Below are 14,511 nucleotides of genomic sequence, written 5' to 3' on the forward strand. Positions count from 1 at the left end.
TGTATTAATTAGTTAGCAAGGAGTAGTCCAGCGTATAATTTTTATTTTGTAAAAAGTCCAGTGAACAAATTCAAACAAAAATTTATGTCTTACCTTAGCTCCAAGGGGAAATATAAATTAAAAACAGGAGTATGTCGGTAGAATATGTTGAAATCCAGAGCTTTATTGAAAATTACAATCCTACTGATCGCGATTGGTTGGAACTAAAATGGAACGGAAAATTCGGGGCTAAGTTTAAAGACGAGAATTACATCTTTAGACAACAAATTGCCAGTATTGTATGTGATCAGATTCATACCGTTAATATAAACCTCATTCGCGATTTATTCATTGAGTTGGGCAAAGTCGCTCAAGTGAGTTTCTCCGTGTTTACCAACTACCATCTGCTTGCCCAAGAACTATTAGAACGAGGAGGTAAAGAATACCTCTTTGACTATGTATGTGCGGCCCATATTTCTTTTGATACCTTTTTGAGTACAGCCAATATTACCCTTTCTCCTGGGAGAACCCGTGAATTATTGTCTTACTTTGACTTTTTGAAGCAAACGGAATCGGACCCTCAAGTTCAAAAGATGTTGACAGACCACATTCGCAATCGATTTGTGTGTTTACAAAAGCTGGGTGATACAGTAAATTAGTAATCCGACTAAACCTCCCACCAAGGTTCCGTTAATTCGAATAAATTGCAAGTCTTTTCCCACTTCCAGTTCGAGTTTATCGCTGAGTTCACGCCCATCCCATTGATCAACGGTGGTGCGAATTAACGTGCCTACTTCTTGCGTATTGCGCAAAGCTAAGCGATAGAGCGTGACTTGTGTCCATTGATTTAAGCGCTGTTGTAGCTCTTGATCGTTTTCGAGGCTAGTCGCAACGGATTGAATCGCCTGGCGAATATAGGCGCGCAAAGGAGAATCCGCCTCTTCTAGTTGCTGTAAAAGGGTTTGCTTACTGTTGTTCCAGAAATCGCTGAGGTATTGATGTAGTATATCTTCCGTAATAAATTGATGAATCGTTTCGTTAATCTTGTTTTTCCAAGTTGGAGAAGAGGCAATATCCTGAGCTAATTGATGGAGTTGTAGGCTGATTTCTTGACGAACCTTGTGTTGTTCGTCATGTTCAATATCGGCTAAGAAGGCTAGTAAGCCTTTAATTAATTGGTTGGTTACCGTTTTTCCGCCAATCAACCCCAATAAAGGTTTTTTCGCTATGATTTGTTCGTAAATTTCCGTTCGGTGTTCTTCCACGTACACCTGAATTTTGGGTAGGACCAAAGTAATTAATCGATGGTGTTCATTTTGGTCGATAGCAAATTGAAGTCCTTGTGAAATAAGGCGTTGCCATTGAATCTGATCCATTCCTTCTTGGGCTTTTTGAGTGAAAAAACCAATGATCTTTTGATCGTCTAAATCCATTAAAATCGTCTGAATCAAAAAGCCTATTTCTCGTTCAATTAGCTGTTGGCTTTTGGGCTGTTTTAACCAATTGGAAAGAAAAGAGGCAACTTCTAATTTATTGATATACGGGCGAATACTCGTTGGGGTAAGAAAATTATCCGTAACAAAACTCCCGAGATTATCTCCAATGTCATTTTTCTTATTTTCAATGAGGTTGGTATGTGGAATTTTTAATCCCATAGGATGTCTAAACAAAGCCGTTACCGCAAACCAATCTGCTAATGCACCCACCATAGCGGCTTCTGAAAACGCTTTGACATAGCCCATCCATGCCATAGGAGCGTATTTGAGCAGATAAACCATACTGAAATAAACAAATGCCATCGCTAGAAATAAACCCGTTGCAATTCTTTTGTGTAGTCGTAGTTGTGTTTTTTTATCTGCCATACCTTAGTTTTTAGTTAAAGATACGGAATTTTGGTTTTTTTGTTTGCACTTTGCTCGTTGCACGTTGTTGTTTAAATTCTCAATCAACCTCAAAACAAACCTAAAACTGTTCTTTCACTTGAAAGCGTACCGTTTCATAGGTTCTAGGATGTCGGAACGCAATTTCTTCTGCGTGTAAGAAGAGGCGTGTGTTTTTGGTCCCATATAAATCATCGCCTACAATAGGAGTATTTAACCCCATGGGGTGAGAGGCATGCATGCGCAGTTGGTGGGTTCTTCCCGTAATGGGATAGAAGTAAACTTTGGTTTTTCCGTCTTTGCGTTCAATAACTTCCCATTTTGTCTTAGCGGGTTTACCATGTTCAAAACACACCATTTGACGGGGACGATCTTCTATATCGACGCGCAAGGGTAAGTCGATGAATCCTTCGTCTTCCTGAACGATCCCATCTAAAAGCGCTACATAGCGCTTGGTTACCGTTTTTTTGATGAATTGACTCTGTAGTGCCTTATGTGCCTCTTTGTTTTTAGCAATAATTAAAATACCCGAAGTTGCCATATCCAAACGGTGAACAATAAGAGGTCCCGTTGCTTTTGGGTAGCGAATTTTCATACGTTCATAAACGGAGTCTTGAATGTATATTCCAGGAACACTTAAAAACTCCTCCGGCTTATTGATAATGGCCAAATCCTCATCTTCATATACTATTTCAATAGGCCGTTGTAACTCGGGATTCAGCAGTAGCGGATTGTCTTCTACGTCGAGGCCTTGTAGCATATGACCGAGAATAGGTTCACATTTACCTCTACAAGCCGGGTAGTAGTGTTGATGTTTTCGAATCTCTGATTTTGGCGATTCTCCCCACCAAAACTCAGCCATGGCAATTGGTTTTAAATCGTTGAGGTAGGCGTATTGCAACAACTTAGGTGCCGCACAATCTCCTGCAGCAGCTGGCGGTTGTTGCAGGGTTGTCTTTTCAAAAATATCGAGCAAATCTTGTTCTTCTTTGTTGAAATTGAGAAAGCGATACTGCTGAAATAGCTGATGTTGTAGGGCATTCGACTTCTGTTTGCGCTCCTCTTTTAATCGGTTGATCTCGGCGTCAAAATCGCAAATTATTTGTTGAGTCGCCTCAATTTGCTCTTGCCAATAGGCAGTTAATACGCGCAATTCATGCTTGTCGCGTAAACTTTGTTTGATTAGATCTTCGTTAAATGCTTCAAATTCAATCGAATTAAGTTGACTTTCTCGTTCTTCACGAAGAGCTTTTCGCTCGCTTTTCAATTGTTTGAGGGACTGTTTCTTATTTGCAATTGCCTCTTTTTCTGTGGCCGTTTGCTGTTGAAGCAATTGCTTGGCATTTCGATAAATGCCATCTTGTTGTAGCTTGTCAATTTGGGCGTTGATCGCGTTTAAAACCACTTCGCCTTTAGTGAAAAAACTATCATTATTCCACAAGTCAAAAACAGGAGGAACAAAACCTTCCAAATGCGTATAAGGCCCCAGTTTACCGGAAAAACCACGTAAATAACCCAATTCACCCGCCTGGTTCTCTACAATCAATACCCCAAACATTTTACCCGCAGGTAAGCACAACGGATGAGAAGGATCAAAAAGAGAAAGGAGTGCTTCGTTAGTTTCTAGCTCTCGTTGTAATTCTTCACAAGCAACAATACTCAAAGGATGAGGTTCGTAGTAAAAAGGAAACGTGAATTTTTGTGGTTTGTTGATCGATTGAATATCCGATTGAAATCGTCTAAAAGCTACATCGGGCGTGGACATGGTTCTGTATTTGATTGTTGCAAAATTACATATTATTCGCAGAGGTACAATTCGATTTTTTTGTGCTTCAAAAAAGAAGTACCTTGCTCTTTTAATACCTATTGCATATGAAAAATCCATCAACTTATTTAGCCCCAACGTACTTAAACGATGTTGTAACCTATGAAGAACCTTTGTATTTTCAAGACATGATTGATATCGAATGGAGGGGACAAATCCAATCCACCACAGGAGGAAGAAAGTTTAAGCTCTACTATTGTGGAACCTATGACGAAGCTATAAAACTGTTGGTCGATCAAGACGATTTTCCTGTTGTGATCTATGCAGAAGATTGCCAAACCAAGGAGCGTATTCTCCTTTTTGATTATGCCAAACACGGCTATGATGCGCTATTTTGTGATGAATATGAAGAAGAAGTACTCAAACAACGGGAGGGAGAACTACAACCGTTGCATTTAGGTGGAGAAACGGAATTTGAAATCCTCGTCTATGCGTATTATGGTATTGATTATGACGATGAAATGGAAGAATTTTTAAATGAAGAAGGGGAAATTGAATTGATCTCAGGAGAAATTATTTCACCGGAAGACCTCAAACGCAATGGTTTTGATTTTTTTGGTATGGATGTGATTGACACAAAAGGAAATCGACAAAGGATTGTGGAGTTTGAATTGGCGTAATGACAGGGCTGCTTTAGCCCTGTCAAGTTAATGAAATCGTTAAAAAGGGAAGAATCTACAAGTGTTGGCGCAAGACTTTTAATGCTTGCGCAACACCTTCTTGCGCTAGAGGTGTTCCACTATTCGCTAGTAGAATATAGGCTTTATGTGAAGTGGTATCGATCAAACAGTAGGAGAAGAACGTACCATCAGAACCGGCGTGTTCATATTGTAGTTGCTTGCTTTTTTTTGTCACTACCCATCCTAAGGAATAGGGGTGTTTTGTACTAAATAAATCGCGATACAAAGCGGCAGAAAGTACGTTGTTTGCCCCTGAAAGACCAGCTAAATTGAGCTGAATGTACTTGATGTAGCTGAAGACAGTCATGCTTAAATCACCAGCAGGTTCAATCAAGCTGAGGTCGTATTCAAATGTCGGTGGAACAGGAGTTAGTTCTCCTTCGGACAAGGCATGTCCCCAAGGCTGATCCTCTAAGTTTCGATTGGGCCATCCGATCACATAGTTGAGGTGTAGTTCGTCTCCTAAAATTTCCTGAACTAGTGTTTCCCATGATTTGTTCGTTACTTTTTCCAGCATGGATGCCGCAATCGAATATCCTGCATTGGAATAGAAGTACGGTTCTTTTGTTTCAACGGGATCTTGAGTCAGCACAAACTGAGAAAAAGCGGTTCGCTGCTGTTGTTTTGTTCCCGAAAAAGGTGGAAGAGCTAATCGTTCTGTACCATTAGTATAGGCGTGAACCCCTGCACGATGCGACAGAAAATCAGCAAGAGTAGCCTTGTAATATTCGGGTTTGGCTTGTTTTTTTGCCTCAGGATATAAATCGAAATAGGTTGTATCCCAGCTAATAAGCCCCTTTTGAACGAGGGTAGCCGCGATAAAAGCGGTGATCGCTTTGGAGTTGGATCCCAAGTGAAAATAGTCGACCAAGGACGCATTGTTACGCGTATCTGTACTTTTGTGTGTGCCTGATGTTCCCAAGCTGAGAATACTGTCTTGGGTAATCACCGCATAGGTCAACTGGGGAATCTCATGTGCTTGTCAAATTTGTTCAATTTGATCATCTATCGTTTGCGCTTGAGGCGCCTGCATCGTTAAGATGAATAGAAGGAAGATTACTTTTTTCATAGTGGAATAATTCTAGTTCATCCAATTAAGGTACGAATTAAATCGCGGAAATGGAGTTTCCAATAGCAATAAAAAGCTTTATGGTGCGAAAAACAAGGCAGCAATACCTGCTGTTTCTTCCCTAAAAAGAGAAGAAAATAACAGTGCAGACGATATTATTTTTAAAAAAGACTATTTTCCTGCTTTTGCTTTTTGTGACTTAAGGAGTTATATAGTATCTTTGGCGCTTCAAAGTAGTAAATAATACCGATATGTTTGATAATTTAAGCGATAAATTAGATAAAGCCTTTCATATTCTTAAGGGACATGGTAAAATTACAGAGGTAAACGTTGCAGATACCTTAAAAGAGGTGCGTAGAGCCCTTTTAGATGCCGACGTTAACTTTAAGATTGCCAAAGATTTTACGAATAAAGTAAAAGATAAAGCCTTAGGACAAGATGTATTGACTACGCTTCAACCGGGTCAATTGATGATCAAAATCGTGAAAGACGAATTGACGCAATTGATGGGTGGGGAAGCTGCTGGAATTAATCTATCGGGTAATCCTTCTGTTATCTTAATGTCAGGTTTACAAGGATCAGGTAAAACAACCTTTTCGGGTAAATTGGCGAACTTCTTAAAAACAAAAAAGAATAAAAAACCGTTATTGGTAGCGTGTGACGTATATCGTCCTGCGGCTATTAATCAGTTGCATGTTGTAGGGGAGCAATTAGGAATAGAAGTATATTCAGAAGAAGGAAACAACAATCCGGTTCAAATTGCTGAGAATGCAATTAAACATGCGAAATCAAATGGTTTTAATGTCGTAATCGTCGATACAGCTGGTCGTTTGGCCGTTGATGAAGAGATGATGACGGAGATTGCCAATATTCACAAAGCAATTGCGCCACATGAAACCTTGTTCGTAGTGGATTCCATGACAGGACAAGACGCTGTAAATACAGCTAAAGCATTTAATGATCGTCTGAATTTTGACGGGGTAATCCTTACAAAATTAGATGGAGATACACGCGGTGGAGCTGCGATTTCTATTAAATCCGTAGTGAATAAGCCGATCAAGTTCATCGGAACAGGAGAGAAAATGGATGCGATTGACGTATTCTATCCAGAACGTATGGCTGATCGTATCTTGGGGATGGGAGACGTTATTTCCTTAGTGGAACGTGCACAGGCACAATACGACGAGGAGGAAGCGCGTAAAATCCAAAAGAAAATCGCGAAAAATGAGTTCGGTTTTGACGATTTCTTATCGCAAATCCAACAAGTGAAAAAAATGGGTAGCATGAAAGACTTAGTCGGAATGTTACCAGGAGTAGGAAAAGCATTGAAAGATGTCGAAATTGAAGATGATGCGTTCAAACACATCGAAGCGATTATCCACTCGATGACACCAAAAGAAAGAGCAACACCATCTGTTCTAGATGCAAAGCGAAAACAACGTATCGCCAAAGGATCAGGTACGGATATCCAACAAGTCAATCAATTGTTGAAACAATTCGATCAAATGAGTAAAATGATGAAGATGATGCAAGGAGCAAAAGGAAAGAATTTGATGCGAATGATGGGACAAATGAAAGGCATGCAATAAAAATTAAAAAGAAGGTTTAAGGTTCACAATGAAGTTTAAACCTTCTTTATTTTACATACAACAACACACTAATTATTACGATTTAATGCAACTACTAGACGGAAAAAAGGTATCAGAAGATATCAAAAACGAGATCGCTGCTGAAGTTCAACAAATGAAAGCACGCGGAGAAAAAGTACCTCATTTGGCAGCAGTGCTTGTGGGAAGCAATGGAGCAAGTTTAACTTACGTTGGAAGTAAGGTAAAATCATGTGAACAAATTGGATTCGAATCTACTTTAGTCGCTTTACCTGAAGAAACAACAGAAGTAGAGTTATTGGCAAAGATTAAAGAATTGAATGAAGATCCTGCGATTGATGGGTATATTGTTCAATTGCCTTTGCCCAAACACATTGACGAGCAAAAAATCTTGATGGCGGTTGATGCAGACAAAGACGTTGATGGATTCCATCCAACCAACTTTGGTAAAATGGCCTTAGAAATGGAAACGTTCTTACCAGCAACTCCATACGGCATTATGGAGTTATTAGAGCGCTACAAAGTGGAAACTGCAGGTAAAAACGTGGTCGTAATTGGTCGTTCACATATCGTTGGTCGCCCAATGAGTATTTTGCTAAGCCGAAAAGGATACCCTGGAGATGCAACGGTTACCTTAACACACAGCCGTACCAAAGATATCGCTGCTATTACAAGAGAAGCGGATATCATTATCTCTGCGTTAGGAGTACCCTATTTCTTAAAAGCAGATATGGTAAAAGAAGGCGTAACAGTAGTGGATGTGGGAATTACACGTGTTCCAGATGAAAACGCACCAAGAGGTTATGTAATTGCTGGAGATGTGGACTTTGAAGAAGTAAGCAAAAAAGCAGCCTTCATCACCCCAGTACCAGGAGGAGTTGGTCCGATGACCATTGCCATGCTACTAAAAAATACACTTTTAGCGCGTGCAAGACGTGCGAAAAAAGGAGAATAATTTACAAAGGGTGTCCAAAAGGGCACCCTTTTATTTTGGTGAATCTTCAACTTTGAATTGGAAGAAAGAGGTACAACAGTTTAACCCAATCGTTCAACCACTTCTTCCCAAGAATTAAGTCGATTGGGGTACTTGAGCATAGCATTGTGATAGGCTGTAAACAGATATCCATTTGCGCCAAATCCAACTAAATTTTCCGTCATATCATCCAATATGATATCCGCTTTAATTATAGGTTTATTCGCACAAAAAATCAGTTTTTTCCACGTTAATTCAGGGAAGTTTTTGGCTATAAAAGTACAGCGTGAAGCTAGAGAAAGAGGAAATTCTAAAGCTGCTGAAACAACATAAATATCGTATTTTTCTGAAAGAATTGCGATGCCTTCTTGTGCGCCCTCCATAACAGCTACCTCTTGATAAAAATCCACACTATTTTGTTGTTCCTTGATAAAGGGTATATGTGAGGATGGCAAGCACTCATAAATGGTTTTTCCAAAAAGATCTTGTTTACTTAGATTAGTTGAGTAAGCCTTGTTGTATTGCTCTACTAGTAAAGTAATAGAATCCACAAGAACTTCATCCATATCGACTGCTAGGATGGGTTTTAAAGTTTCTCTTCTATTCATGGACGGGTTGGGGTTTAAGTGATGAATAAAAATAAACTATTTTTTATTTTAAATAATTGATTTAGTGCTGTTTATTTTTGTTTTAACTAAAAATTTAAACTAATAAAACAGTAGCTTATATTTAATACAAACAACAAATTGTTTTTTCCCACTAGGCGAGTGATTGTAGATTCAAAATTGACTATATAGCACAAAGAATAACCCGCACAACTAACAAACCGTGCAAATTTCGTTTCTCTTTGCTTGTCGCTCTTTGCTCTTTGCTCGTTGCTCTTTGCTCGTCGCTCGTTGCCCGTCGCTCGTTGCCCGTCGCTCGTTGCTCTTTGCTCTTTGCTCGTCGCTCGTTGTAAAGCACAATTATCTTACAAACCGTGCAACTAACAAACCGTGCAAACCGCGCAACTAACAAATCATAGATTCATCGAACACCAAAACAAAATATAAACCAGGTGAGATAAACCGTGCAAATCGTGCAAATAACAAACCGCGCAAATAACAAATCATAGATTCATCAAACACCAAAACCAATATAAACCAGGTGAGATAAACCGTGCAAATTTCGTTTCTCTTTGCTCGTCGCTCGTTGCTCTTCGTTCGATGCTCGTTGTAAAGCACAATTATCTTACAAACCGTTCAACTAACAAACCGTGCAAACCGCGCAAAGTAAAGATTCATCGAACACAAAACAAAATATAAACCAGGTGAGATATACTACACAAAATATTTATTGTCCACTAAATCATTCATTAAAACGACTTAGTTGTATTACTGACTTATTTTTCATACATTAGTTATAGTTTTTAATTAATGAGTGATATTTCATTTGTTAATAGTTAAATTCGATTCTTATGAGTAGTATATCGGACATTAGTATACTTTCGGATAAAGCAATACTCCAACAGATTGGATTGTTTATCCAACAAACGCGAATCAAGCAAAATCTAACCCAAGACGAGGTAGCTACACAAGCGGCAATTAGTCGTTCAACATTGAGCTTGATCGAACGAGGGGACAATCTATCTTTAGTTAACTTAATTAAAATTTTGCGCACCTTGGATGCCTTGTACGTTTTACAGTCTTTTGAAGTAAGGGATGAATTAAGTCCATTGCAATTAGCTAAAGGAGAGAAGAAAAAACGCCAACGCGCGTCTAAACTAAGGGAAGACAATCCGGATAATACTGATTTAGGATGGTAACAACAGCTTTTGTTCGATTATATGGTCAGTTAGTAGGTGCTGTAGCCTGGGATGCACAGAGAGGAATCGCCAGCTTTGAATACGATCCTAAATTTAATTTAGAGCAGTTTCCTATTGCTCCACTCAAAATGCCAACAAAAAATAGAATTTACAGCTTTCCCGAGTTTCGCGATAGTGAAACCTTTAAAGGTTTACCCGGTTTACTAGCAGATGCTTTACCTGATCGGTACGGAAAGGAGTTGATTAACGCTTGGCTGGCTCGACAAGGACGCCCAGACAATAGTTTAAATCCGGTGGAACTACTGTGTTTCATCGGTAAACGAGGCATGGGCGCGCTATCGTTTGAACCTACCTTGATCAAAGAAGTTCCTTCTTATGATATTGAACTGACGGCATTAATTGAAACCACTAAATTGCTTTTGGAGAAAAAAGAAAATATTTCAATTCAGACCCAAGCCAATATGGAGGATGTGATGATGGATGTATTAAAAATGGGAACATCAGCAGGAGGCGCACGCCCCAAAGCGATTATTGCCTATAACGAAAAAACAGGACAAATCAAATCGGGACAAGCTCTTGTAGATTCCGATTTTGAACATTGGATCATCAAGTTTGACGAAGTCAGTGACGTGCAGTTTGGAGAATCTAAAGGCTATGGTCGTGTAGAAATGGCGTATTATAAAATGGCTACCGATTTTGGGATTGAAATGATGGAATCGCGCTTAATTGAAGAAAATAATCGTGTGCATTTTATGACTAAGCGCTTTGATCGAATAAAAGGCAACCAAAAAATTCACAGCCAAACGCTTTGTGCCATACAGCATTACGACTTTGCGAATATTACCTCCTATAGCTATGAGCAAGTCTTTCAAACCATGCGTCAATTGCGATTGTCCTATGCGGAAGCGGAACAAATGTTTAAGCGAATGATTTTTAACGTGATTGCGCGAAACTGTGATGATCACACCAAAAACTTTTCTTTTTTGATGACACAAGAAGGCAAGTGGAAATTAGCACCTGCTTATGATATTTGCTTTGCTTATCGCCCGGATAGTGTATGGGTAAGTCAACATAACTTAAGTATTAATGGAAAGCGTAAGGATTTTAAACGAGCAGATTTGATCGCTATTGCAGAACAAAATTCTATTCGAAACCCAGCGCAACTTATCGATAACTGCTTGACACTCGTTCAACAATGGCCATCCTATGCTCAAGCCTATCAAGTAGAGGAGGAAAAGATACGGAATATAGACCAATGGTTAATCAAAACGATGGCATAGCGCCAATAGGAGGGAGATTTTATTTAACTTCATCAAAATCATACAAGAAGTAAATCACACAATATCAGTAACATTTGTTACATACTATTCCAATATTAATGCCTATTTTGGAGTATCAAACTAAAAACTCACCCCATGAAAAAGCATTATCAAATCCTTATTATAGGAGCGGGAACTGCGGGTATTATGACCGCGGCCCAGTTAAAAAAGCGAGACCCGAATTTAGAAATTGCCTTGGTAGACCCTGCAGATCTACACTATTACCAACCCGCTTGGACCTTGGTCGGCGCAGGTGCGTATGACAAGCAAAAAACTATTCGTCCCATGGGATCCCTGATTCCCAAAGGCGTTACCTGGATCAAAGAAGAAGTAGTTCGCTTTGATGCCGATAATCAGGCGATTCAAACGAATAAACAGGGCACCATAACTTACGATTATTTGGTGGTGTGCCCAGGGTTAGTCAATGATTATTCTTTAATTGAAGGCCTAGCAGAAGCCGTCGAAAAGGGAGTGGTTTGCAGCAATTATATTGATCCTGAATACACCTGGAAACAACTGCAAGCCTTTGAAGGAGGTACAGCTATATTTACGCAACCCAGTACGCCAATCAAATGTGGCGGTGCGCCTCAGAAAATCATGTATCTCGCTTGTGATTACTTTCGAAAGAAAGGAATAGATAAAAAAACAAAGGTCTATTTTCCCATGCCAGGGAGTGTAATTTTTGGCGTTAAAATAATTGCCGATACTTTATTGAAAGTGATTGAGCGTTATCAGATTGATTTTATGCCGTTGCACAATCCTATCCGCATTGATGCAGAAGCGAAAATTGCCTATTTTAAACCAACGAATGCACAAGATAATCATTGCTTTGTGACCTCGGACGATCAACAAACCCAAGTATTAGCAGAAGGAGTGGTGGCTATGCCCTTTGATTTCTTGCATTTGGCACCTCCTCAAACAGCTCCAAAATTTGTCCAAACTTCAAATTTAGTCAATGCAGCTGGTTGGTTAGATGTGGATCACCATAGTTTACAGCACAACAAGTATAACAACATCTTTGGTTTAGGAGATGTAGCTGGATTGCCAACGGCAAAGACGGGAGCGGCTATTCGCAAACAAGTACCGGTAGTCGTGGATAATCTTATGCGATTAATTCAAAACCAAGCGGCTACCAATAAAAGCTATAATGGTTATTCTTCTTGTCCACTTGTAACGGGTTATGGCAAAATGGTCTTGGCAGAATTCAATTATAAAAATGAGTTTATTCCCGATCCCAAATTGAAGCAGATGTTGGTGTTTTCCAGTCACAAGGAACATTGGCGTTTATGGATGCTCAAAAAACATTTCTTGCCATACCTATATTGGTCGAAGATGATGAAAGGGGAGCAGGTATAGCGGATAAAAGAGAGATTCGCCTTAAACAAAGTGACGCTCTTTCTGTATGGAATATCCACATTTTTAGGGATAATGATACAACAGAAATAAAACTACCTTTATCAAGAATAAAAAAAGGAAGGATGAAACAAGAAGTCAAAAAAACGATAACCCCACAAAGAGAGTGGTTTTTAAAAGGAGAACAATACGCCAAAGCGATTAATGAGATGGTTGCTTTTGGCAATGAACACGGATGGGATAAATGGGAAGGAGAAGAAGCAGAAGACAAAAGAGATCATTTGGGAGAGCTAGTTTTTGAAGCCCTGAAGCAAGCCAATTTAGAAGATACAGTAGATGCTTTTAGAGCAGACTTTCCACCGGCTTATACGCCTTTAATCCCATTTCTAGAAACAAAATCCCAATATATTGGTGATCTCGTAGCGATTGATGCTCATACGGTTGCTTTTTTAGCGGGAACTTCTTTCGAACGCAGAACGGCTTACTTGGTATCTGGCACTTCTGTTCGTCCACTAGACGAGCAAATTAAAGGATTGGGCAAATCCATGCAAAACAATGTAATGGCTATTGCCTATGCGGATAAAATAGTAACTCAACAAGGTTGGAGTGGTCCTATACTTGCGGAATTTCCATTAGGAGATCTCACTCAAATAGGTATTTCAAAACTCATCCCATTTAACGATGGAAAGCGCGTTTTATTCCTTTCGATGGAAGGAATATATTTGCTAGAAGAACAGAAGCAAAAGCTTATTCATCCCCTATACACAGAAGAGGAGAGAAAAGAAGCGCAAAAAGAGGGGTATGAACTTTCTATTGATATGGAAAATGCAACCCTATCGCATGATAATACCTATATCGTAGTAGGCGATCAAGGGAGAGACCACCGCATCTTGACTGCCAACGGAGAGGAGGTAGGAAGTGTTGGTCCTCAATCGTCTTATCCGCATTTTTGTCTGTTTTCCAAAGATGACAGTCAATTGATTACCAACTCATGTCATTTCTATAATGGAATAACCATTGGAGTAGATGGCACAAAGTTGGACGGGATGCGTGTAGAAGCCTATGAAGATAGTGAGGATTTTGTTTATATGGATGAGAATATGCGCGTGTACCAAGGCGTTGCTTTGGAAGATTACTATGTTTTAGGAGATGCTTATGGTTACATTCGCGCAATCAATCAAGCGGGTGAAGAAGTGTGGCAGCACTTTTTGGGAGGTACAATAAGCGGCATTGCTGTGTCTGAAGATGAAACAACCCTATGGGTTGGTACCTACTCAGGTACTTTACACAAATTAGTCCTCGGCAAGGGAATACGCGATACACATACCATTGGTACCAGTGATTTATACGAAGAATTTCGATTACTCGTTTGGAAAGAAGAACCCCAAGTGTGGAGATGGTAATTCAATAAAAAAAACAATGACATGACGGAAGATTATGTAGAGGTCTTAGTGAAGCATATACAGCAAACCATAGGATTGACCGATCGAGAGATAGAACGCCTAAACGAAGTGGCGGAAGTTGTTTCCCTCAAGCGCAAGGAATTGCTGCTGCAACCTGGGCAATTGTCTCAACACATGCGATTTATAGCGAAAGGAAGCGCGCGTTGTTATCACCTAGATGAACAATCGCAAGAGCACACCTTGCAAATAGGCATTGAAGAGTGGTGGATCAATGATTTATACAGCTATTTGGCACAAAAAGAATCTAAGTTGTTTATTCAAGCCATTGAACCTGCAGTGATTGTGCAAATTAGCCGAGAAAATCTCGAACAATTATACATCGAAATACCCGCTATATCTACGTTTTTTCGTTTAAAAATACAAAGCGCCTATGTCGCCTTACAAGAGCGTACAATCGAAAATATGAGTGTGGACGTGTATACGCGTTATCAGCGCTTTATTAAAGAATACCGCAATATTGAACAACGCGTTCCTCAATATATGATCGCCTCTTATTTGGGGGTAACTCCCGAATTTTTGAGCTATCTCAAGAAAAAACACCTCGATAGTCTTTCTTAAG

13 protein-coding genes are annotated in these 14,511 nt (G+C 39.6%); 9 read left to right on the forward strand and 4 right to left on the reverse strand.

Annotated features, from left to right (window positions below):
* The first annotated feature begins 131 nt into the window (after positions 1-131).
* Positions 132-638 carry a hypothetical protein gene (locus tag HX062_RS09210; RefSeq protein WP_182628262.1) on the forward strand — a complete coding sequence of 169 codons (507 nt, stop codon included), beginning with the start codon at positions 132-134 and terminating at the stop codon, positions 636-638.
* On the opposite strand, the gene HX062_RS09215 is transcribed toward HX062_RS09210, so the two are convergent.
* Together HX062_RS09215 and HX062_RS09220 are read right to left on the reverse strand one after the other, a co-directional pair.
* Positions 609-1,841: a DUF445 domain-containing protein gene (locus HX062_RS09215; protein ID WP_286467187.1), complete on the reverse strand. Its 1,233-nt coding sequence runs from the start codon at positions 1,839-1,841 to the stop codon at positions 609-611. The genes HX062_RS09210 and HX062_RS09215 overlap by 30 nt on opposite strands.
* A 100-nt stretch (positions 1,842-1,941) precedes the next feature.
* A complete protein-coding gene (locus HX062_RS09220) occupies positions 1,942-3,624 on the reverse strand; it encodes an RluA family pseudouridine synthase (RefSeq protein WP_286467188.1) in 1,683 nt (560 codons plus the stop codon).
* A gap of 107 nt (positions 3,625-3,731) precedes the next feature.
* On the opposite strand from HX062_RS09220, the gene HX062_RS09225 reads away from it, so the two are divergent.
* Positions 3,732-4,304 (forward strand): hypothetical protein, encoded by a 573-nt coding sequence (locus HX062_RS09225; protein ID WP_286467189.1) that lies wholly within the window; start codon positions 3,732-3,734, stop codon positions 4,302-4,304.
* A 55-nt stretch (positions 4,305-4,359) separates the two neighbouring features.
* Here the strand turns inward: HX062_RS09225 and HX062_RS09230 are convergent, their stop codons facing one another.
* Positions 4,360-5,325, reverse strand: a complete 966-nt coding sequence (locus HX062_RS09230) for a serine hydrolase domain-containing protein (RefSeq protein WP_286467190.1) — start codon at positions 5,323-5,325, stop codon at positions 4,360-4,362.
* A gap of 359 nt (positions 5,326-5,684) precedes the next feature.
* Here HX062_RS09230 and ffh point away from each other — a divergent pair, with 359 nt between their 5' ends.
* Together ffh and HX062_RS09240 are read left to right on the forward strand one after the other, a co-directional pair.
* Positions 5,685-7,022 (forward strand): signal recognition particle protein, encoded by a 1,338-nt coding sequence (gene ffh, locus HX062_RS09235; RefSeq protein WP_182628267.1) that lies wholly within the window; start codon positions 5,685-5,687, stop codon positions 7,020-7,022.
* A gap of 85 nt (positions 7,023-7,107) precedes the next feature.
* The gene (locus HX062_RS09240) at positions 7,108-7,995 is read left to right on the forward strand and encodes a bifunctional 5,10-methylenetetrahydrofolate dehydrogenase/5,10-methenyltetrahydrofolate cyclohydrolase (RefSeq protein ID WP_182628302.1); all 888 of its coding nucleotides are present in this window, start codon (positions 7,108-7,110) and stop codon (positions 7,993-7,995) included.
* Between the two features lie 80 nt (positions 7,996-8,075).
* Here HX062_RS09240 and HX062_RS09245 read toward each other — a convergent pair whose 3' ends face one another.
* Complete coding sequence (locus HX062_RS09245; RefSeq protein WP_286467192.1) at positions 8,076-8,621, reverse strand: 5' nucleotidase, NT5C type; 546 nt, start codon at positions 8,619-8,621, stop codon at positions 8,076-8,078.
* A gap of 848 nt (positions 8,622-9,469) precedes the next feature.
* Between HX062_RS09245 and HX062_RS09250 the strand changes: the two genes are divergently transcribed.
* The 5 genes from HX062_RS09250 (at position 9,470) to HX062_RS09270 (ending at position 14,510) form a co-directional block, all read left to right on the forward strand.
* Positions 9,470-9,817: a helix-turn-helix domain-containing protein gene (locus tag HX062_RS09250; protein ID WP_286467193.1), complete on the forward strand. Its 348-nt coding sequence runs from the start codon at positions 9,470-9,472 to the stop codon at positions 9,815-9,817.
* Entirely contained in the window at positions 9,811-11,097 is a 1,287-nt protein-coding gene (locus tag HX062_RS09255; protein ID WP_182628271.1) for a type II toxin-antitoxin system HipA family toxin, read from the forward strand. The genes HX062_RS09250 and HX062_RS09255 overlap by 7 nt, the downstream gene beginning before the upstream one ends.
* Before the next feature lie 135 nt (positions 11,098-11,232).
* Entirely contained in the window at positions 11,233-12,492 is a 1,260-nt protein-coding gene (locus HX062_RS09260; RefSeq protein WP_286467194.1) for an NAD(P)/FAD-dependent oxidoreductase, read from the forward strand.
* On the forward strand, positions 12,423-13,892 hold the full coding sequence (locus HX062_RS09265) for a YncE family protein (RefSeq protein ID WP_286467195.1): 1,470 nt from the start codon (positions 12,423-12,425) through the stop codon (positions 13,890-13,892). The genes HX062_RS09260 and HX062_RS09265 overlap by 70 nt, the downstream gene beginning before the upstream one ends.
* Before the next feature lie 21 nt (positions 13,893-13,913).
* Complete coding sequence (locus HX062_RS09270; RefSeq protein WP_286467196.1) at positions 13,914-14,510, forward strand: Crp/Fnr family transcriptional regulator; 597 nt, start codon at positions 13,914-13,916, stop codon at positions 14,508-14,510.
* Position 14,511: the final 1 nt, after the last annotated feature.

Source organism: Myroides sp. DF42-4-2 (assembly GCF_030326445.1).
Lineage (GTDB): Bacteria > Bacteroidota > Bacteroidia > Flavobacteriales > Flavobacteriaceae > Flavobacterium.